The following is a 20,507-nucleotide window of genomic DNA, read 5'->3' as shown; positions in this document are numbered from 1 at the left end:
CCGCCACCATCCGCACAGAACGACAAGGAATGTGAGACATGACCCGCACCGACGCTGCCACCGATCCGTCGAGAGCCCCCGTGCTTTCGGTCGAGAACCTGACGACCTCGTTTCTGGTCGATGGCGCCTGGAAGCCGGTGGTGCGGGACATTTCGTTCTCGGTCATGCCGGGAGAGACGGTGGCGATCGTCGGCGAATCCGGCTCCGGCAAGAGCGTCACGTCGCTGTCGATCATGCGCCTCCTGCAGAAGGACATGAGCCGGACCGAGGGGCGCGTCATGCTTGGCGGCCGTAATATCCTCGACCTGCCGGAAAGCGACATGCGACGCGTGCGCGGCAATGACGTGGCCATGATCTTCCAGGAGCCGATGACCAGCCTGAACCCGCTGTTCACCATCGGCGACCAGATCTCCGAAGCGCTGCTTTGCCATCGGCCGATGAGCAAGGCGGAGGCGAAGGCGGAAACCATTCGCCTGCTCGACAAGGTCAGGATCCCGTCGGCGGCGTCCCGTTTCGACGAATACCCGCATCGCTTCTCCGGCGGCATGCGCCAGCGCGTCATGATCGCCATGGCGCTTGCCAGCCGTCCGAAGCTCCTGATCGCCGACGAACCGACGACCGCGCTCGATGTCACAATCCAGGGGCAGATCCTCGACCTGATCAAGGTGCTGCAGGAGGAGGAAGGAACCTCCGTCCTGTTCATCACCCATGACATGGGCGTGGTTGCGGAGATTGCCGACCGCACGGTGGTGATGTTCCGCGGCGAAGCGGTGGAGACCGGCCGGACGGACGACATCTTCCTGCGCGCGAAACACCCCTATACCCGCGCGCTTCTCTCAGCCGTGCCCATGCTCGGCTCTATGAAGGGCAAGCCGCAGCCGCTGCGCTTTCCTGTTATCGACAGCATCACCGGCCTGCCGGATGCGCCGGCCGAGGGAACAAGCACGGTCGCGGCGGCCCGCCCGATCCTTGAGGTGAAGAACCTCGTCAAGCGCTTCGACATTCATGCCGGCCTGCTCGGCAGACTGCAGGGCCGCGTGCACGCCATCGAGAACGTGTCCTTCAGCCTGCAGCCAGGCGAGACGCTGTCGCTCGTCGGCGAATCCGGCTGCGGCAAATCGACGACCGGTCGCGCCATCATGCGCCTGATCGAGCCGCAGAGCGGATCGGTCGTTCTCAACGGTCAGGACGTACTTGCCATGGATCGCAAACGCTTGCGCGAAATGCGCCGGACCATGCAGATGATCTTCCAGGATCCCTTCGCCAGCCTCAACCCGCGCATGACCGTGGGTGCCGCGATCGCCGAACCCTATCTCGAGCACAAGCTCGGCACCGCGAGCCGGGCCCGCGACAAGGTCGCCGACCTGCTCGAGCGCGTCGGCCTGCAGGCCGACATGGCCGCGCGCTATCCGCACGAATTCTCCGGCGGACAGCGCCAGCGCGTCTGCATTGCCCGGGCGCTGGCGCTCGATCCGAAGGTCATCGTTGCCGACGAGTCGGTCTCGGCGCTCGACGTCTCGATCAAGGCGCAGGTCATCAATCTTTTGCTCGACCTGCAGGCGAGCCTCGGCCTTGCCTATCTCTTCATCTCGCACGACATGGCCGTCGTCGAGCGCGTCAGCCACCGCGTCGCGGTGATGTATCTCGGCGAGATCGTCGAGATCGGCCCGCGCGCCGACATCTTCGAGAACCCGCAGCACCCTTATACTCGCAAGCTCATGGCTGCCGTGCCGATCGCCGACCCGACCCGGCGGCACACGAGGCGCAATGTCTCAAGCGACGAAATCAAGAGCCCGATGCGGGCACCCGACTATGTCGTTGCGGCACGGGAATACCGACAGATTTCGACGGAGCATTTCGTGCAGGTGTAAAGGACGGCGCTGAAATCGCGCCGGCACTCGTCGGGCTTCCGCCACGCCGGATGCAGCCGCTCGACTTTGGCAACATCCTTGACCATGAAAGCGATCTCCGGTGGCGTACGACTGCCTCGCCCGCGTCCATTGCCTGGAAGGTCGGGATGAGCGTGTCAGCCGGCCGCCTTGCAGGCGATCCCGGCATCATTCTCGCCCTTCGTCGCGTCGTAGAGCGTTGCCTCGTTGCCCTTCGTCCACCAGATGTACTGGCCGCCGGCATATTTGGCGCCCGATCCGGAGATCACGTTGGAGGCGACGATGAAGTTGCCGTCGATGGTAAAGGTCACCAAAGAGACCGGGCCGGCATTGATGTATTCGGCTTCGACCGTCTTGCCGCCGCAATCATAGCGAACCGCTTGGCGATCGACCGTCTCGGCATCCGGAATGGAGATCGTGACATCGACACTGCCTGATCCGCCCGCCGTCATCGACGCGAGTGTCAGTGCCGGCGCACCGGTCGGCTTGGCGAGGATCAGTTTCGAGCTTTCGACTGCCCAGGAAAGCTCGGTGCGCAGCGCCTCGAAGAACTTCTGCTCCTGGTCCATCACCGCCGGCACGCACATCTTGCGCGTCGAGGCCGCCGGCCCGAAGGTGATCTTCGCGCCCGAAAGGCTGAACGTTCCGGTGAAATGGTTGCAGCCGGCCATGCCGCCATAGGTCCCGTCGTCACGGATCTCCAATGTTGACTGAAGGTTGTCGATGACCCCGCGACCGGCGATGTCTTCGGCAAGCCAGGTGCCGACAAGTTGCTGCGGCACGTTCTCGGCGGCGACCGTCTGCATCGAGGCCATTTCGATCAGCACGCAGGCGCAGGAAAGGGCGGCGGCGACTTTCAGCATCGGGAACTCCTTCGCGCTTCGACTCGTGATCCGATTCTTAGCCCGATCACACGTCGGATTGAAGACCGCGCCCTTGTTGCACGTCGATTTCGGCTGTAGAGCCTAGCGCATATCCTGAAGATCGGCATCGGTTTTCGGCAAAACCTAAAGGCGCCTTCCATCCGTCGGAACGAGCGTTCGACGCCCGGCCGGGCGCTTGCGCCCCCACTGGAAGAGCGAACAAGAATATGGGAATTGGCATGGCATCCCGCGAAAACGCGAAGCGCCGACTGACGATCCTGGGCGCTACCGGCTCCATCGGCACCAACACGCTCGATGTCGTCGAGCGGCTGGGTGGTCGCGACAGTTTCGAAATCGTTGCACTCACCGGCAACGGCAACATTCCGCTGCTGGCACAGCAAGCGATCACCCACGGCGCAGAGCTTGCCGTCACCGCCGCCGACAACCACTACGCCAGCCTGAAGGCAGCACTCTCCGGCACCGGCATCGCCGTTGCATCCGGCAGGAGCGGCCTGATCGAGGCGGCGGAGCGCGACGCCGGCTGGGTGATGGCGGCAATCGTCGGCAATGCCGGGCTGGCCCCGACGCTGGCCGCCGTAAGCCGCGGTGCCGACATCGCCCTTGCCAACAAGGAATGCCTGGTTTCCGCCGGCAGCCTGTTCATCGAAGCGGTGAAGAAGGGTGGCGGCAGATTGTTGCCGGTCGATAGCGAACACAACGCCATCTTCCAGGTGCTGGAAGAACATCAGCGCCATGCCGTCGAGCGCATTATCCTGACAGCCTCGGGCGGTCCTTTCCGCACCAAGACGCTGGAAGAGATGCGCCACGTGACCGCCGACGTCGCCCGCGCCCATCCGAACTGGTCGATGGGCCTGAAGATCTCGATCGACAGTGCCTCGATGTTCAACAAGGCGCTGGAGATGATCGAGGCCAAGCACCTGTTTGGCCTCAGGCCGGAGCAGATCGAGGTGATCGTGCATCCGCAGTCGGTGATCCACTCGATGGTCGGCTATACCGATGGTTCGGTGCTGGCACAGCTCGGCTGCCCCGATATGCGCACCGCCATCGGTTATGCGCTCTCCTATCCCAGCCGCTGCGATCTGCCGATCGAACGGCTAGACTTCGCCAAGCTGTCGCGCCTCGATTTCGAAGCGCCCGATGAAGTGCGGTTTCCGGCGCTCCGCCTGGCGCGCCGCGCCATGGAACAGGGCGGCGTGCAGGGGGCCGTGCTGAATGGCGCCAAGGAGACGGCGCTGGAAGCCTTCATCGCCGGTCGGACCGGGTTCCTGGCCATGGCCGAAATCGTCGAGCAGGTGATGGACAAGCTGTCGGACCTGCCGGCGGCCGTTACCATGGACGATGTTTTCGCCGCCGACGAAAAAGCCCGACAGTTGGCTGCCGGGCTGCTCCGATAGTTACTGATCGGGCGTTCCCGCCCCTCATCCGGCCTGCCGGCCATTTTCTCCCCGCACGCGGGGCGAAGGGGACACGCGGGCGCGCCTCTTTCCAAGTCCCCTCTCCCCGCTTGTGGGGAGAGGGTTAGGGTGAGGGGCAATTCCCTCGAAAGAAAAGATGAGCCTGGTCTCAGGCGACCGCCCGTGCCAGCGCACAGCGCGACCACAGCGAATGCAGTGCGCCGACCAGATGGTCGATATCGGCATCCGAATGCAGCGGCGTCGGGGTGATGCGCAGGCGTTCGGTCTTCTTCGGCACCGTCGGATAGTTGATCGGCTGCACATAGACGCCGAAGTGGTCAAGCAGCAGGTCGGAGATCCACTTGCACTTGGCCGCATCGCCGACCATGACCGGCACGATATGGCTCGGGTTCGGCATATGCGGGATGCCGCGCTGGTCGAGCAGCGAGCGCAGCCGGCGCACGCGCTCCTGGTGAGCGAAGCGTTCGACCTGGCTTACCTTCAGGTGACGGATGGAGGCAAGCGCCCCGGCCGCAAGCGTCGGCGGCAGTGCCGTCGTGAAGATGAAGCCCGAGGCAAACGAACGGATGAAATCGCAAAGCGCCGTCGAGCCGGTGATGTAGCCGCCCATGACGCCGAAGGCCTTGCCGAGCGTGCCTTCGATGACGGTCAGGCGATGCATCAGGCCTTCGCGCTCGGCAATGCCGCCGCCGCGCGGACCATACATGCCGACGGCGTGCACTTCGTCGAGATAGGTCATCGCACCGTATTTGTCGGCGAGATCGCAGAATTCCTTGATCGGGGCAATGTCGCCGTCCATCGAATAGACGGACTCAAAGGCGATGATCTTCGGCGCGCGCGGGTCGGCAGCGGCAAGCTTGGCCTCGAGGTCGGCCACCGAATTGTGCTTGAAGATGACGCGTTCGCACTTGGAATGACGAATCCCCTCGATCATCGAAGCGTGATTCCCGGCGTCTGAAAAGACGATGATACCGGGAATCTTCGAACAGAGCGTTCCAAGTGCAGCCCAGTTGGACACGTAACCCGAAGTGAACAGCAGCGCCGATTCCTTGCCATGCAGATCTGCGAGCTCGCGCTCCAGCAGCACATGGTAGTGGTTCGTTCCGGAAATGTTGCGGGTTCCGCCGGCACCGGCACCGCATTCGTCGATCGCGCGCTTCATCGCTTCGGTGACGATGGGGTGCTGGCCCATTCCGAGATAGTCGTTGGAACACCAGACCGTGACTTCCTGGATGCCTTCAGCCGTGTGGCGCGCAGCCTTCGGGAAGTTGCCGCGATGGCGAGCGATATCGGCGAAAACCCGGTAGCGACCTTCCTGATGCAGCCCGTCCAGTTCGGTTTTAAAGAAATTCTCGAAATCCATCATCTTCTCCAGTGCCCTGCCGCTTTTCTTGATTCAAAGCGCCCTGGGGTCAACCCCGCAACGCGCTGCGCCCACCGCCTGCGGCAAAAGGCCTCTAGTTTTGAACCGTTCCAAAGAAAGCCTTAGCGCATGTAAATCCCTCCAAGCTTGATCGAAGTCAAGCTTGGACGAAAAAAGGGCGGCCGAAACCGTCCTTTTTGACGCATCAAGCGGGGTGCGCATTGCTCATGCCGCGGCCACCGCGCGTTTTGCCATTACCTTCACCAGATTGGCGCGATAGCTGGCATCTGCGTGAATATCGGAAAGCAGGTCGGAAGCGTCGACCGGCACATTGGCAAGCGCATCCGGCGACCAGTTGGACGAAAGCGCTGCCTCCATGCCCTTGTGCCGGAAGACGCCGTTCGAGCCGGCCCCCGTCACCGCGACGCGAACATCGCCATTGTCCCGCCTTGCGACGAAGACGCCGGCCATGGCGTAGCGCGAGGCCGGGTTGGCGAACTTCTGATAGGCCGCCTTCGCCGGCGCTTCGAAGGTGATCGCGGTGACCAGCTCGCCGTCTTCGAGGGCGGTCTCGAAAAGGCCGGTGAAGAAATCGCCGGCGGCAATCTCCCGCCGGTCAGTGACAATGGTCGCGTCGAGCGCCAGCACTGCCGAGGGATAGTCGGCAGCAGGATCATTGTTGGCGAGCGACCCGCCGATCGTGCCCATGTGGCGCACATGCGGGTCGCCGATATGACTGGCAAGCCCGCAGATCGCCGGGCACACGGCCGCAAGCTCGGCGGAGGACGCCACCTCGAAATGGGTGGTCGCGGCGCCGATCCTCACGGTTTTCCCCGTCACCTTGATGCCCCTCATTTCGGAGACATGCCTGAGATCGATGAGATCGGTCGGTGCGGCAAGCCGTTGCTTCATGGTGGGTATCAGCGTCATCCCACCGGCGAGATATTTGCCCTCCCCCGCGGCCTGCTTGAGCTTGACGGCATCCTGGATAGAGGACGCCCGGTGATAATGGGTCTCGTACATGACACGTCCTCCCGTTCAGTTTGCGGCATGGGCGGCAGCCCACACCTTTTGCGGCGTCGCCGGCATCGTCAGCCGGTTGTTGCCGATGGCGTCGGTGATGGCGTTGATCAGCGCCGGCGGCGAGCCGATGGCGCCGGCCTCGCCGCAGCCCTTGATCCCGAGCGGATTGTTCGGGCAGGGCGTGTTCGACGTCGACACCTTGAACGACGGCAGATCGTCGGCGCGCGGCATGGCGTAGTCCATGTAGCTCGCCGTCAGCAGCTGGCCGGTGGCCGGATCGTAGTGAACGCCCTCGAGCAGCGCCTGGCCGATGCCCTGCGCCAGGCCGCCATGCACCTGGCCCTCGACGATCATCGGATTGATGATGTTGCCGAAATCGTCGGCGGCCACGAACTGGATGATCTTGGTGACGCCGGTCTCCGGATCGACCTCGACTTCGCAGATGTAGCAGCCGGCCGGGAAGGTGAAATTGGCCGGATCGTAGAAGGCGCCCTCCTTCAGCCCCGGCTCCATGCCGGGCGGCAGGTTGTGGGCGGTATAGGCGGCAAGCGCCATCTGGAACCACGGCACGGTCTTGTCGGTACCGGCGACCTTGAGCTCGCCGTTCTCGATGACGATGTCGCTTTCATCCGCCTCCATCAGGTGGGCGGCGATCTTCTTCGCCTTGGCTTCGACCTTGTCGAGCGCCTTGACGACGGCCGACATGCCGACCGCACCCGAGCGCGAGCCGTAGGTGCCCATGCCCATCTGCACCTTGTCGGTGTCGCCATGCACGATGTTGACGCTGTCGATCGGCACGCCGAAGCGATCGGCGACCAACTGGGCGAAGGTGGTTTCATGCCCCTGTCCGTGGCTGTGCGACCCGGTCAGAACCTCGATCGTGCCGACGGCATTGACGCGGACCTCCGCCGACTCCCAAAGACCAACGCCCGCGCCAAGCGAGCCGACCGCAGCCGACGGCGCGATGCCGCAGGCCTCGATATAGCAGCTCATGCCGATGCCGCGCTTCATCCCGCGTTTGGCTGCTTCCGCCTTGCGGGCGGCAAAGCCGTTCCAGTCGGAGGCCTGCATCGCGGCATTGAGCGAGGCTTCGTAGTCGCCGGCATCGTAGTTCATGATGACGGGCGTCTGGTGCGGGAAGGAGCGGATGAAATTCACCCGCCGGAGTTCCGCCGGCGAAACCCCAAGTTCGCGCGCCGCCGTCTCCATGGTGCGCTCCAGGAGATAGGTCGCTTCCGGCCGGCCGGCACCGCGATAGGCATCGACCGGGGCGGTGTTGGTGTAGACGGTGCGCACATTGGCGTGGATCGCCGGGATGTCGTACTGGCCCGACAGCAGCGTCGCATAGAGATAGGTCGGCACCGCCGAGGAGAACAGCGACATGTAGGCGCCGAGATTGGCTGTTGTGTCGACCTTGAGACCGATGATCCGGTTGTCGGCATCAAAAGCCATCTTCACCGTCGAAAGGTGGTCGCGGCCATGCGCGTCGGTCAGGAAGGCCTCGGTTCGGTCCGACGTCCATTTCACCGGCACGCCGGTGCGCTTGGAGGCCCAGAGACAGACGATCTCTTCGGGATAGATGTAGATCTTCGAGCCGAAGCCGCCACCGACATCCGGCGCGATGACGCGCAGCTTGTTTTCCGGCGCGACATTGTAGAAAGCGCTCATCACCAGCCGCGCCACATGCGGGTTCTGGCTGGTGGTGTAGCAGGTGTAGTGATCGTCGCCGCCGTCGTAGATGCCGAGGGTGGCGCGCGGCTCCATCGGGTTTGGCGACAGGCGGTTGTTGTGGATGGTGATCTCGGTCACATGCGCCGCCGAGGCGATCGCCTTGTCGGTGGCGGCGGGATCGCCGATCTGCCAGTCGAAGATCAGATTGTTCGGCGCCTCCGGGTGCAGCTGCGGCTGGCCCGGTTCCAGCGCCTTCGTCGCATCGGTGACGACGGGCAGTTCCTGGTAGTCGACAACGACGGCTTCGGCCGCATCCTTCGCCTCGGCGATGCTGTCGGCAACGACGATGGCGACAGCATCGCCGACATACCGCACCGTTTCATGCGCGAGCGGCCTCCAGGCGCCCATCTTCATCGGCGATCCGTCCTTGGAATGGATCATCCAACCGCAGATGAGATTGCCGATACCGTCGGCGAGCAGCTGCTTGCCGTCGAGCACGTCGATCACGCCGGGCATGGCCCTGGCCGCCGCCGCGTCGATCGACCTGATTTTCGCATGCGCATAGGGACTGCGCACGAAGATCGCATATTTCATGCCCGGCACCGACATGTCGTCGGTATAGCGTCCCTTACCGGTCAGGAACCGCTTGTCTTCCTTGCGCGCCACCCGCGCGCCAATACCTTCAACGCCCATTGCCGATCTCCTCCCGAGATATCCAGCGAAAGTCCTGCGGTGAAATGTGATCGCGGCGAGAAGTCATCGCCGCGGGCCGGACGTCATTCGGCGGCGACGCGCGCACCGCCCATCTCGGCCGAGGCCGCGAGGATCGCCTTGACGATGTTGTGGTAGCCGGTGCAACGACAGATATTGCCTTCGAGCTCGGCGCGTACGGTCGCCTCATCGAGCTGACCGCCATGTCGGCGGATCATGTCGACGGCCGTCATCACCATGCCGGGGGTACAGAAACCGCATTGCAGGCCGTGATTGGCCTTGAAGGCCGCCTGCACCGGATGCAACTCGCCATTTGCGGCCAGCCCTTCGATGGTGGTGATCTCAGAGCCCGCCGCCTGCGCGGCGAGGGTGGAACAGCTCTTGACCGACATTCCGTCCATATGCACGACGCAGGCGCCGCATTGCGACGTGTCGCAGCCGACATGGGTGCCGGTCAGTCCAAGGTTCTCGCGAATGAAATGCACCAGCAACGTCCGGTCATCGCACTGACCGCTCACCTGACGGCCGTTGACCGTCATTGTAATTTTCGCCATTTCGCTCCTCCGGGTGGGTCAATGCCAACACGAGCGCGAACGGTAAGCCGGGTGATGATCTGTCCACGCGACTTGAGAAACGCGCCAACTGCTATCGATGCCCTTCGCCTCGAGACCCGCTCCTCCGGATACTCGTGGCTTGTCTGTATCATTGTCTTTTTTTGGAATGTCGCAACCATCCGATGGCTAGGTGCGATAAAAAATTTGCGTGATGGTTGTGTTGGCCGGAATGGCGCCTTCATGTCCCGTTCAGGAACGATATCATTATGTTGGCGGCGAAGAGAATCCGCCGGACCTCCTGTAGACTTTCACAGCGGCCGGTTTATTTTCTGAAATTGCAAGTTCAAGTGGTGAAAGACATCTCGTCTTTGCGCCAATCACGTAAGGGACGGACGAGGCGACAGGCTGAGATCCGTAGAGATCGGAGAGAACAACAATGAAGAAAGCCATCGCACTTGTGCTGGTTGCCTTGTCGGTTGCAAGCTGCACCCAGACTGAAAAGGGTGCTGGCATCGGCGCCGTTTCGGGCGCGATCATCGGCGGCGCGATCACCGGCGACGTCCGTGGTGCTGCTGTCGGTGCTGCCATCGGCGGTGTCTCGGGCGCGGTCATCGGCAATGTCACCGAACAGCCGGGCCAGTGCTACTACCGCGACCGCTACGGCCGCCGCTACATCGACTCCTGCCCGCGCTAAGCCGCCGGGACAGTCGATAACATCGACATGACGTCCGCCTGTCGAGTAACGGAGCGGACGAGACACCACCCCTCATGGCCGCCTGCCGTGAGGGGTTTTTCGTTTTCCTGCCCCTCTCATCAATCTGACGGTCAAATTCTGAGCCCAGCAGTCACACCAAATGCGGTGACGCAGGAACTGGGTGGCTCGCGGTAGCGCAATCCTGTCAGGTGCCTCGAAACAGCATGATCGAGGACATTTCCATGCCGAAACCGCCTGCCGCCACCCTGCCGTCCGCTTTCAAGCGCATCGCCTGGTCCAACCTGTTTGCGCAGTTCTCCGAGCAGATCGCCCTGGCGGCAGCGCCACTCGCTGCCGTTCTTCTGCTTTCGGCTGGCCCGGCCGAAACCGGCTGGCTGCAGATGGCCCAGACGCTGCCGTTTCTACTGCTGTCGATACCGGCCGGCCTGCTCGTCGATCGCGCCTCGCGGCGAACCCTCATGGTTTTCTCCGAAGTGCTGCGCGCGTCGTCCCTCGTCACCACCTTGTTTTTGATGGCAAGCGGCCACCTCACCCTGGCGCTTCTGGCGATCATGGGCTTTGTCGGCGCGATCGGAACGGTCTGCTACAATGTCGCCGCACCGGCACTGATCCCCGCCATCGTTCCGCGCGCCCAACTCGCCGACGCCAATCGCTGGCTGGAACTTGCCCGCAGCCTCGCCTATTCCGGAGGGCCGGCGATCGGCGGGGCGATCGTTGCCTCGACCGGCACCTCGCTTGCCTATGTCGCGGCCACCACGCTTTCCCTTCTCGCTGTCGTCTTGCTCTCCGGCCTCAGCGAACAGGAGCAATCGACCCGGCCACAACGCAAACTGCTGCACGATCTGATCGAAGGCGCGCGTTTCCTCGCCGGCCATCCGCTCCTGCGGCCGATACTCGTCACCGCGATCGTGTTCAACACATCCTGGTTCGTGCTGCAGGCAGTCTATGTCGCCTATGCCGTCCAGACGCTCGGGCTGACGGCAACGGGGGTTGGCATCACGCTCGGCATCTATGGAGCCGGGATGATGATCGGAGCCTATGCCGCCCCTGCCCTTGCGCACCGTATCCCGTTCGGCGTCATGATCGCGCTCGGTCCGCTCGGCGGTCTCCTCGCGGCCGTGGTGATGCTGCTGACGGTGTGGTTTCCCTTCGGCACCCTTGCCGGATTGAGCTTCTTTCTGTTCGGCGCGGGGCCGGTTCTCTGGTCGATTGCGACCCTCACGCTCAGGCAGGCCATCACCCCGAACGCAATGCTTGGGCGGGTTTCGGCCTTCATCACCACGGCCACGTTCGGCGCAAGACCGATTGGCGCAGTGATCGGCGCCATCGTCGCCACTCACTTCGGCGTCAAGGCTTGCCTCCTGGTCGCCACAGTCGGTTTCCTCGTCCAGTTTCTGGTGATCCTCGTTTCCCAGGTACCCAGGCTGCGGGCCTTGCCCGAGGCCGCCTGACCTGGTGGAGTTGCCTCGACGCAACCATTCGACGCCCTGCAAACGGCGACCGAGAGCCTCGCGCCGCCACCGACATCCTGGCCGAGGCGCCCGGATTTTGTGCTGCGTTGACAACATTCCGGCTCTTTTTCAAAGGAATCGACGCGGAATCCGGGCCTCGGGGGTGGATGCGGGCGGCCGTCATCGTTAACAGATGGAAAACCTTAGGCATGCAATAGTGACCCCCGCCGCATATGAAGGCAGTTTGTATTGGGTCGCCTTAAGACGGGATGCGGAAGCGAATGTCCCCACCACGGTCGAGTATTGCGTACTGGAAGGCAGCGACTGCGCTTGCGGTTGCCGTCTCGTGCGCGCTCGGCCCCATGTCCGCCACCAAGGCCTATGCGTTCAAGATCTTCGGCATGAAGTTTTTCGAGGGCGACGAGGACGAAGCCCAGGTCATCGACCCGGTCAACTATACCCTCACCTTCGACGCCGGCACCGACGACAAGGAACTGAAAGAGGCGCTGGAGAACAGCTCGCAGCTGGTCCAGGGCCAGGAAAAACCCGTTTCCGGCAACCTTGGCCTTGCGATCCGCGCCCGCGACGACCGCGACCGCCTGCTGGCCGCACTCTATGAGAAGGCGCGTTACGGCGGCACGGTCGCAATCCGGATCAACGGCCAGGACATCGACAGCCTGCCGCCCGATCCGGCCTTCCCCGACGGCCAGGCCATACCCGTCACCGTCAACGTTACGCCGGGCCCGGTGTTTTCGCTCGGCTCGGTCAAGTTCGAAGGCGATGCCGCCGGTCTCAACCCAGCCGACTACGATCTCGCGCTCGGAACAAGGGCGGATTCGACGCGGATCATCAAGGCCGGCGAAAAAGTCGTCAACGATCTGCGCGAGCAGGGACGGCCGCTTGCCAAGCTGACCGAGCGCAGCGTCGTTGCCGATCACGCGGATTCGACCGTCGACGTGGTGATATCAGCCGAAAGCGGGCCGGTGGCGCCCGTCGGCGAGGTCAGCGTTTCCGGAACCAAGACCGTCGATCCCGGTTTCGTGCGCGACTATTCGCGCCTCAACGAAGGCCGCCCCTATTCGCCCGAGGACATCCGCAGGGCTTCCGAGCGGCTGCGCCAGCTCGGCGTATTCTCGAGCGTGACCATCAAGGAAGCCAACACGCTTTCGCCCGATGGCTCCATTCCGATGAAGATCGAGGTGTCCGAGGGCAAGCATCGCTATTTCGGCTTCGGCGCCCAGGTCTCGACCACGGATGGCCTCGGGCTTTCGGGCTATTGGGGCCATCGCAACCTGTTCGGCCAGGCGGAATCGCTGCGTGTCGAAGGCTCGATCGACCGCATCGGCGAGACCCAGGAGCTCGACAAGCTCGACTATTCCGCCGGCATCCTCTTTGCCAAGCCGGGCGCCTTCGGTCCGGCCTCGACCTTTACGGCAAGCCTCAAGGCCAACATCCAGGATCCGGACGCCTATCGCGCCAAGATCCTGACCGGTGCGGCAGGTGCTACCTTCGAGCTGTCGCCGACAGACACCTTTTCCGGTGGCGGCGAGTTGAGCTGGGCGGATGTCGACGACGCCTTCGGCTCGAACTCCTACCTGACCGCCGCCATTCCGCTCGAATATGTGCGCGACACCCGCGACGACAAGTTGAACGCGACCGAGGGCTACCGCGCGCTCATCAACGCCAAGCCAAGCTACGAGATCAAGGGCCAGACCTTCTTCTCGTCCTTCGAGGCGTCCGCTTCGGGTTATCACGCGCTTGGCGACGAGAAGCGCTTCGTTCTTGCCGGCAAGATCGGTGCTGGCGTGCTGGTCGGCGGCGACGGCCTTGCCGACATTCCCGCAAACCGCCGCTTCTATCTCGGCGGCGGCGGCTCGGTGCGCGGCTATTCCTACCAGGAGATCAGCCCGCGCAACAGCAACAACGACCTGACCGGCGGGCGTTCCTATGTCAACGCTTCGGTGGAGGCACGCATCGCCATCACCGACACGATCGGCATCGCTCCCTTCATCGACGCCGGCACGGTGTCAACCAGCACCACGCCTGATTTCTCCGACATTCGCGCCGGCGCCGGCATCGGCCTTCGTTATCAGACGCCGTTCGGGCCGATCCGTCTGGACGTGGCCATGCCGCTCAACAAATATCCCGGCGGCACCAGCTACGGCATCTATGCCGGTATCGGCCAATCCTTCTGATCCGCACCGGCTCCAGCCGATTTCTACGCAATAGCCGCTAAATTTCACCCAATCGCCTGGAGTTTCGGTCTCCAAAGATTCCGCAGCGGCGCAAGTTGCGTTATGGGTAGATCATGAATCAGGTCGTCCGCTTTCTTCGCGCGACGCTGCGCTTTGGCCTCTATGTGCTTGGCGCTCTCGCGGTCGCAGCCCTTCTTCTCGTCGCCTTCGTGAGCTTCACGACACCCGGCGCCCGCCTTGTCGCCTGGGCGATCGAGAAATATGCAGCGACCCCCGACCAGATCGTCCGGATTGCCGACCCGAGCCCGCTCCTGACCGGCCAGTTTACCGCCGGCAGCGTGACGCTGTTCGATGGCGAAGGCATCTATGCGGAGGTTCGCGACCTCTCGCTCAACTGGTCGCCCGCAGCCCTCTTCTCCTTCCGCTTCGACGCCGCGGCGATATCGGCCGGCTCTATCCGCGTCGAGCGCCTGCCCGTACCTTCGACGGAAACCAAGGAGGTGCGTTCGACCTTCGCGCTGCCGGTCGACGTCAAGATCGACGCGATTGATCTGAAGGAAATCGTCATCGGCAAGGCGATCGCCGGCGAGGACCAGTTCCTGACGGCGAGCGGCAAGGTGAATGCCACCAACGAGAGCATCGCACTCGGGCTAACGGCAGCACAGCGCGATCGGCCCGAGGCCCGCGCCGTTGCCGACATCGTCTTCAATCCGGCCGGCAACGAGCTGAAGCTCGAGGCGACCGTCGATGAGCCCGCCAATGGCGTGCTGGCCAAGCTGCTGCGCCTGCCGAACGAACCCGCCGTCAATATCAAGGTGACCGGCGAAGGGCCGCTTTCGGACTGGACCGGAACCGGCACGGCGGCGCTCGACGGCGCCGAGATCCTCAAGCTCGACGGCCGCCATGTCCAGACGGCCGATGGCATGCACCGGCTCACGCTTTCGGGCGGCGGCGGCTTCGGTTCGCTGATGCCGCCGGCACTTCGGCCGATGTTCGAGGGTCAGACCAGCATTGATCTCGCTGCCGTCTTCGACGGCAAGGGCATGGTGCGCGTCGACAAGGGGCATGTGGCGACCGGTGCGCTCGCCTTCGCTGCCTTCGGCACCTTCGACAGCAAGGGCGAGAACAATTTGCAGGCAAGGCTCGCCGGCACCAACGGCGCCATCGACTTCCGCTGGCCGCTGGAAAAGGGCGAAGCCCGCACCCTGATCAACACCGTCAATCTGTCGCTGATCGGCGACGCTCAGTCGGCAATCCTCGACGTGGCGGCCGATGTGGCCTCCGTGGCATTGCCGGACGTGGCGCTCGGCGCCATCAAGCTGTCGGCCCGGAGCGACGGCTTCAACCTGGCGACACAGGCGGGTCCGATCAAGACGACGATCGAGGTCGGTCAGGCCGGCTTCGACAATGCCGATCTCGCCCGGCTGGTCCAGGCGCCGATGAAGATCGTCGGCGATATCTCGGTTGCCGAGGACAGCATCGCCTTTGCGCCGGTGACGCTCGAAAGCCCCAGCATCGGCGGCACGGTCGAAGGCGCCTTCTCCCGCGAGACCAACACCGTTGCGGCAACCTTCAAGCTCTTTACGGTCCCAGCCGCCCTGCCGCCGGCAGCCGCGGAAAAATTCGACGGCACTATCGCGCTTGCGGGAAGCCTCAAGACGGGCGCCAACGGCAGCGTCACCGTCGAGAATATCGATCTCAAATCCGGGACGATCGAGGCTGCCGGCTCCGTCGCGCTTGCCGACGGCAATCTGACCGCGGACCTCAAGGGCGTTCTGCCGGATCTCGGCAAACTGCTGGCCGACGCCAAGGGCAAGGCCGATTTCACCGCCGCCGTGACCGGACCACTCGCCGAGCTTGGCATCAAGGCGGAGCTGTCCTCGAGCGGCGCGACGCTCGCCGGCCGCACGCTCAGCGACCTGACGATCAACGCCGACGCCACCGCCAACCAGAGCAGCCCGCAGGCCAAGCTGACGGCAACCGGCGCACTCGACGGCCAGCCGATCGACGTGCGTGCCGACGTCGTCTCCAGGGATGGCCGCACATCGATCCCGGTGCTTGAAGCCAAGATCGGTGAGAACACGCTGACCGGCGCAATCAACTTCACCCCCGACTTCAAACCCGATGGCACCGTCGACTTCAATCTCCCTGACCTCGGGCTGCTTGCCGCGATGGTCGGCCAGAAGGCCTCCGGCGACCTCTCGGGATCGGCAGCTATCCGGACGACCAACGGAATCACCTCCATCGTTCTCAAAGCTGGTGGCAGCGGCATCAAGCGCGACGACCTGACGATCGCCAAGCCGACGGCCGACATCACCATTGCCGACCTTTCGGCACTGGCGATCAAGGGCAGCGTCCGGGCGGAGACGATTGCCCAGGGGGCCAACCGGGTCTCTGGGTTGAGCCTCGATTTCACCCAGCAGGCGGGCAAGACGGGCTTTGCCATCGACGGCAAATATGATGGCGGGCCGCTAACGGCCAAGGGCGATCTGACGAGTTCGGGCGGTCGCACGGAAATCCGTCTTTCCTCTTTCGGCGCCACGCCGAAGCGGATTGCGCTGAAGCTCGCGGCGCCGACCGTGATCGCAATCGAGAAGGGCACCGTGCGCCTGAATGCTCTCACGATCCAGGCATCGAAGGGCACGATCGCGGTGAGCGGCACTGCCGGCCAAAAGCTTGATATCACCGCGAAGCTCAACGCCCTGCCGGCAGCCCTGGTCAACGCCTTCGCCCCGGGTCTCGGCGCGGAAGGAGCGATCGGCGGCACCGTCGACATCGACGGAACGGCGGCAGCACCGGTGGTCGCCTATAACCTCAAATGGTCGGGCGCTTCGCTGACCGCAGCGCGCACCGCCGGCGTCGGCGCCTTCGACATTTCGGCCGCCGGCAAGTTCGTCAACAACCGTGTGACGCTCGACACCACCCTCTCCGGCGCCGGTGGCCTTGCCTTCAAGGGCGGCGGCACCGTCGACATCGGCGGCAACATGCCGATCGCCATGAAGTTCAATGGCAATGTGCCCTTCGCGCTCGTTGCCAACCTGATGGCCCAGCAGGGCTTCACGCTCACGGGGCAGGCTGCCGTCGATCTCTCGATATCGGGTTCGGCCAAGGCGCCTCAGATTGCCGGCACGATCACCACATCAGGCGGACGCCTCGTCGACGTCCGGCGCAACCTCGCGCTCAACAACCTGACGGCCAATGTCGCGCTCGACGGCAAGCAGGCGACGATCTCCAAGCTTTCCGCCAACCTTGCAACCGGCGGCTCGGTCGAGGTCACCGGCACGGTCGGCACCGTTCCCGGCTCCGGCTTCCCCGCCAACCTGACGATCCGGCTCAACAACGCCAGCTATGTCGACGGCACACTGTTCAACGCGCAGCTTGCCGGCGAGATGACCTTGACGGGCCCGCTGGTTGCCACGCCGACGCTCGGCGGCAAGGTGACGATCCGCAAGGCGGCGATTACCATTCCCGAGAAGCTGCCGACCTCGCTTTCGGCCATCGACATCAAGCACAAGAACGCGCCGGCCAAGGTGCAGCAGATGGCCAAGGACCTGCGCAAGGACGAGAAGCCGGCAGGCGCCAATGCCAGCGGCGTCATCGCCTTCGATCTCGGCGTCACCGCCAACCAGGTCTTCGTGCGCGGGCGCGGCATTGATGCCGAGCTCGGCGGCGATCTGACGATCCGCGGCACGGCGGTGCAGCCGACCATCTCCGGCGGTTTCGAGATGCGCCGCGGCCGTCTGGAAATCCTCGGCAAGCGCCTGACCTTTACCGATGGCACCATCGGTTTTGGCGGCGACCTGATCCCGACGCTCGATCTCAAGGCGACATCGACCGCCGGCGCGACCACCATCACCGTCAACGTCGCCGGTCTTGCCAACAACCCGCAGATCACCTTCTCGTCGTCACCCGCTTTGCCCCAGGACGAGATCCTGGCGCAGCTGATCTTCAACCGCTCGCTCTCCAACCTCTCGGCGTTCCAGATTGCCCAGCTTGCCTCTGCCGTCAGCCAGCTGGCAGGCGGCGGCTCGACCTCGCTGCTCGACGGCCTGCGCAACAAGCTCGGCGTCGACGATCTCGACGTCACCACCGACGAGAACGGCGGCGCCTCGGTGCGTGCAGGCAAGTATCTCAACGACCGCACCTATATCGAACTGCAGCAGGGCTCGGATTCAAGCTCCAGCAAAGCTGTGATCAATCTCGATGTCGGCAGGGGCGTCAAGCTGAAGGGCTCGGCCGCCGGCGACGGCTCGGCATCGGGCGGCATCTTCTTCGAAAAGGAATATTGAGGAGGCGCGCCACCAATGCCTGCCCCGGCAGACCCTGCTGATTTCGCGACAACGAACAAGCCCGCGGATCGAAAACGATCCGCGGGCTTGTTCGTCATTGCTTCCGTCTGCGAACGCTCGGGGCCGCATCGCAGCCCGCTCGTTACAGCGCCGGGCGAAAATAGATACCGCTGAGCTTGCCATCAGGGGCAAGCGTCAGACCGCATTCCAGCGTCCCCTTGTCGAACCGCACATCATAGACATCCGAGCCTTCCTGCAGCACGCCCTTGAACGCCACGCCCTGCAGCAAGCCCAGACGGTCGAACTCCGACTTGACGACCGGCGCCTGCTCGCGCGCCAGGGCAGCAAGCGGCGGCGTCATTGCGTCGTAGTCGGGCTCGCCGCGCTGGTGCTCGGCAATGATGCGACGAAGCAGTGCCTCGTTGTTCCGAAACGGGATCTTGTTCTTCACCCGCCTCTCCAGGTCGTCGGCAGCGGCGCGCGCCTTCGTCTCATCGATGCGCTTCGCCGTCTGTTCGTAGCCGCCCTGGTGCAGAACCACACTTTCCGCGTCACCACGCTCGTTGCGGCTGAAGGAAAAGCTGCGCCTGAACGATCCGGTAGAAGAAGACGTCCTCCGTTTCCGGGTAGATTTCGATGGCGCTCTGTCCGGCAAGTTGAGCCATCAATCCGCCGTCGCGACGGGTTATGCAGAGCACGTCGCCGCTCTCGAATTGAAAATCGCCCACCACAGAGCCATGCCTTTCGGGATCGAAACGAACCTCCGTTCGGGGTCGCGCCTGCTCATACTGCATAATTTTATCCTTAAATCGGGTCCGATTTAAGGATAAAATTATGCAGCAAGTTTAAAGTGTTACAGCGTCCTTTGCGCGTCATATTTGACGCGCGGCGCTGTAGCGTCGCCATGCGACGGTATCCGGCGACAGGTCGGTCATCTTGGTCTCCTTGGCGAGAGTGATGAGTTCATTGATCGAGACGGCCTGACCGCTCGATATCTTCTGCAGCGCCGCACCGATCAGCGACAGGCTGTGTTCGACCCGGTCGCGCAGATCGACGAGCGCGGATTGCTGTATCGTCAGCGTCTGACCGAGGTCCGGTGCGGCCTCGGCAAGCAGGATGGTGATCCTGGTCAGGCTGAGGCCGAGACGCTTCAATGCGAGGATTTCGGTCAGCCGGGCGATTTCCGCGCCGCCATAGAGCCGCCAGTTCTTTTCCGTCCGGCGCGGCGCGATCAGGCCACGATCCTCGTAGACGCGCAGCGCCCGCACGGTAAGACCAAGACGATCGGCGCATTCGGCAGCGGACAAAAGGGGGTCATGGTTTCGCTTGTCGCTCATGGAAGCCTCCTGGAACTGTCTTCTAAGGTATGACCTTAGGTTCGGCTCAAGCGGTATTTTGTGTGGGTAGCATCAAGATTTCGCGCAGGGCGATCGCGCCTGGGTCGGGTTGACATGGATTCTGCACAATGCCGTCCCTACATGCTCTTTCGCGCACAGGATGCATTTTCAGCACAACTCGTATTTTCAGGTGAATCCTTGTCTCTTCAGTTTCTCGATATCGATCTTCCGCCGGGACTGGCACCGCTGCTTAAAGGTTATGACTGGCGAAAGGATAGCCTTGGCCAGTCGGAATCGAGCGTCTTCCTGTTCGACGCCAAAGACCGCCCGCCCCTGGTGCTCAAGGTCGAAGAGACCGGCCCCTTTGACGAACTTGTCGATGAGGCCGAACGGCTCGAATGGTTGGGCAGGCACGGCATGCCCTGCCCGCGCATCGTTGCCCGCGAGGTGCATGCACGACAGAACTGGTTGCTGATGGAGGCTGTCGACGGTGTTGATCTTGCCTCCGGCACCCTTCTTGCTTCGGAGCAGATTGTCCTCATTGCCGAGGCGCTGCGCCGCATGCATGCGCTCGATGTCGATGCCTGTCCGTTCGATCACCGGATCGGCGCGCGTATCGCCATCGCCAAGCTCAGGGCGGACGCAGGAATAGTCGACGAGACCGACTTCGACGCGGAGCGTCTCGGCAAGACCGCCGAAGAACTGTTCGTCGAGCTTCAGGCCAGGATCCCGCGGGAGGGAAAGCTGGTCGTCACCCATGGCGACGCCTGCCTTCCAAACATCATCGTCAGGGATGGTCGCTTCGCCGGCTTCATTGACTGCAGCCGCCTGGGGGTCGCCGACCCCTATCAGGATCTCGCACTGACCTGCCGCAGCATTGCCTACAATCTCGGGGAGGAATGGGTACAGCCGTTTCTCGATCTCTACGGCATCCGCCGCGCCGATCCTGAAAAACTCGACTTCTATTGCCTTCTCGACGAATTTTTCTGACGTCGCGGAAAGCGAACGCA

At 63.5% G+C, this 20,507-nt stretch carries 15 protein-coding genes; 7 read left to right on the top strand and 8 right to left on the bottom strand.

What is annotated here, in order from left to right:
• Positions 1-38: 38 nt before the first annotated feature.
• Positions 39-1,871 carry an ABC transporter ATP-binding protein gene (locus BC363_RS28955; RefSeq protein WP_065780797.1) on the top strand — a complete coding sequence of 611 codons (1,833 nt, stop codon included), beginning with the start codon at positions 39-41 and terminating at the stop codon, positions 1,869-1,871.
• A gap of 155 nt (positions 1,872-2,026) precedes the next feature.
• On the opposite strand, the gene BC363_RS28950 is transcribed toward BC363_RS28955, so the two are convergent.
• Positions 2,027-2,752: an META domain-containing protein gene (locus BC363_RS28950; RefSeq protein WP_065780796.1), complete on the bottom strand. Its 726-nt coding sequence runs from the start codon at positions 2,750-2,752 to the stop codon at positions 2,027-2,029.
• A gap of 239 nt (positions 2,753-2,991) precedes the next feature.
• Here BC363_RS28950 and dxr point away from each other — a divergent pair, with 239 nt between their 5' ends.
• Positions 2,992-4,167 (top strand): 1-deoxy-D-xylulose-5-phosphate reductoisomerase, encoded by a 1,176-nt coding sequence (gene dxr, locus BC363_RS28945; protein ID WP_065780829.1) that lies wholly within the window; start codon positions 2,992-2,994, stop codon positions 4,165-4,167.
• Positions 4,168-4,336: 169 nt separating this feature from the next.
• Here the strand turns inward: dxr and hemA are convergent, their stop codons facing one another.
• The 4 genes from hemA to BC363_RS28925 form a co-directional block, all read right to left on the bottom strand.
• Positions 4,337-5,551: a 5-aminolevulinate synthase gene (gene hemA / locus BC363_RS28940; RefSeq protein ID WP_065780795.1), complete on the bottom strand. Its 1,215-nt coding sequence runs from the start codon at positions 5,549-5,551 to the stop codon at positions 4,337-4,339.
• Between the two features lie 225 nt (positions 5,552-5,776).
• Positions 5,777-6,574 (bottom strand): xanthine dehydrogenase family protein subunit M, encoded by a 798-nt coding sequence (locus BC363_RS28935; RefSeq protein ID WP_065780794.1) that lies wholly within the window; start codon positions 6,572-6,574, stop codon positions 5,777-5,779.
• Between the two features lie 15 nt (positions 6,575-6,589).
• Positions 6,590-8,938, bottom strand: a complete 2,349-nt coding sequence (locus BC363_RS28930; RefSeq protein ID WP_065780793.1) for a xanthine dehydrogenase family protein molybdopterin-binding subunit — start codon at positions 8,936-8,938, stop codon at positions 6,590-6,592.
• Positions 8,939-9,021: 83 nt separating this feature from the next.
• Complete coding sequence (locus tag BC363_RS28925) at positions 9,022-9,510, bottom strand: (2Fe-2S)-binding protein (RefSeq protein ID WP_065780792.1); 489 nt, start codon at positions 9,508-9,510, stop codon at positions 9,022-9,024.
• Between the two features lie 436 nt (positions 9,511-9,946).
• On the opposite strand from BC363_RS28925, the gene BC363_RS28920 reads away from it, so the two are divergent.
• From BC363_RS28920 to BC363_RS28905, 4 genes are all read left to right on the top strand, one after another.
• On the top strand, positions 9,947-10,204 hold the full coding sequence (locus BC363_RS28920) for a glycine zipper family protein (protein WP_065780791.1): 258 nt from the start codon (positions 9,947-9,949) through the stop codon (positions 10,202-10,204).
• Between the two features lie 242 nt (positions 10,205-10,446).
• Positions 10,447-11,676, top strand: a complete 1,230-nt coding sequence (locus BC363_RS28915) for an MFS transporter (RefSeq protein WP_065780828.1) — start codon at positions 10,447-10,449, stop codon at positions 11,674-11,676.
• A gap of 281 nt (positions 11,677-11,957) precedes the next feature.
• Positions 11,958-13,871 carry an autotransporter assembly complex family protein gene (locus tag BC363_RS28910; protein WP_065780790.1) on the top strand — a complete coding sequence of 638 codons (1,914 nt, stop codon included), beginning with the start codon at positions 11,958-11,960 and terminating at the stop codon, positions 13,869-13,871.
• 113 nt (positions 13,872-13,984) lie between these two features.
• Entirely contained in the window at positions 13,985-18,160 is a 4,176-nt protein-coding gene (locus BC363_RS28905) for a translocation/assembly module TamB domain-containing protein (protein ID WP_065780789.1), read from the top strand.
• Between the two features lie 142 nt (positions 18,161-18,302).
• Here BC363_RS28905 and BC363_RS28900 read toward each other — a convergent pair whose 3' ends face one another.
• The 3 genes from BC363_RS28900 to BC363_RS28890 all read right to left on the bottom strand — a co-directional run bounded on the left by BC363_RS28900 (position 18,303) and on the right by BC363_RS28890 (position 19,497).
• Positions 18,303-18,701 carry a hypothetical protein gene (locus BC363_RS28900; RefSeq protein WP_065780788.1) on the bottom strand — a complete coding sequence of 133 codons (399 nt, stop codon included), beginning with the start codon at positions 18,699-18,701 and terminating at the stop codon, positions 18,303-18,305.
• A 10-nt stretch (positions 18,702-18,711) separates the two neighbouring features.
• Positions 18,712-18,954, bottom strand: a complete 243-nt coding sequence (locus BC363_RS28895) for a hypothetical protein (RefSeq protein WP_065780787.1) — start codon at positions 18,952-18,954, stop codon at positions 18,712-18,714.
• A gap of 78 nt (positions 18,955-19,032) precedes the next feature.
• Positions 19,033-19,497 (bottom strand): MerR family transcriptional regulator, encoded by a 465-nt coding sequence (locus BC363_RS28890; RefSeq protein ID WP_065780786.1) that lies wholly within the window; start codon positions 19,495-19,497, stop codon positions 19,033-19,035.
• 198 nt (positions 19,498-19,695) lie between these two features.
• On the opposite strand from BC363_RS28890, the gene BC363_RS28885 reads away from it, so the two are divergent.
• On the top strand, positions 19,696-20,487 hold the full coding sequence (locus tag BC363_RS28885; protein ID WP_065780827.1) for an APH(3') family aminoglycoside O-phosphotransferase: 792 nt from the start codon (positions 19,696-19,698) through the stop codon (positions 20,485-20,487).
• The last annotated feature ends 20 nt before the right edge of the window (positions 20,488-20,507 follow it).

The organism is Ensifer sp. LC384, assembly GCF_001695865.1.
Lineage (GTDB): Bacteria > Pseudomonadota > Alphaproteobacteria > Rhizobiales > Rhizobiaceae > Ensifer.
Note: the sequence above shows the minus strand (reverse complement) of the source record. Positions and strands in the feature narration are given on the sequence as shown.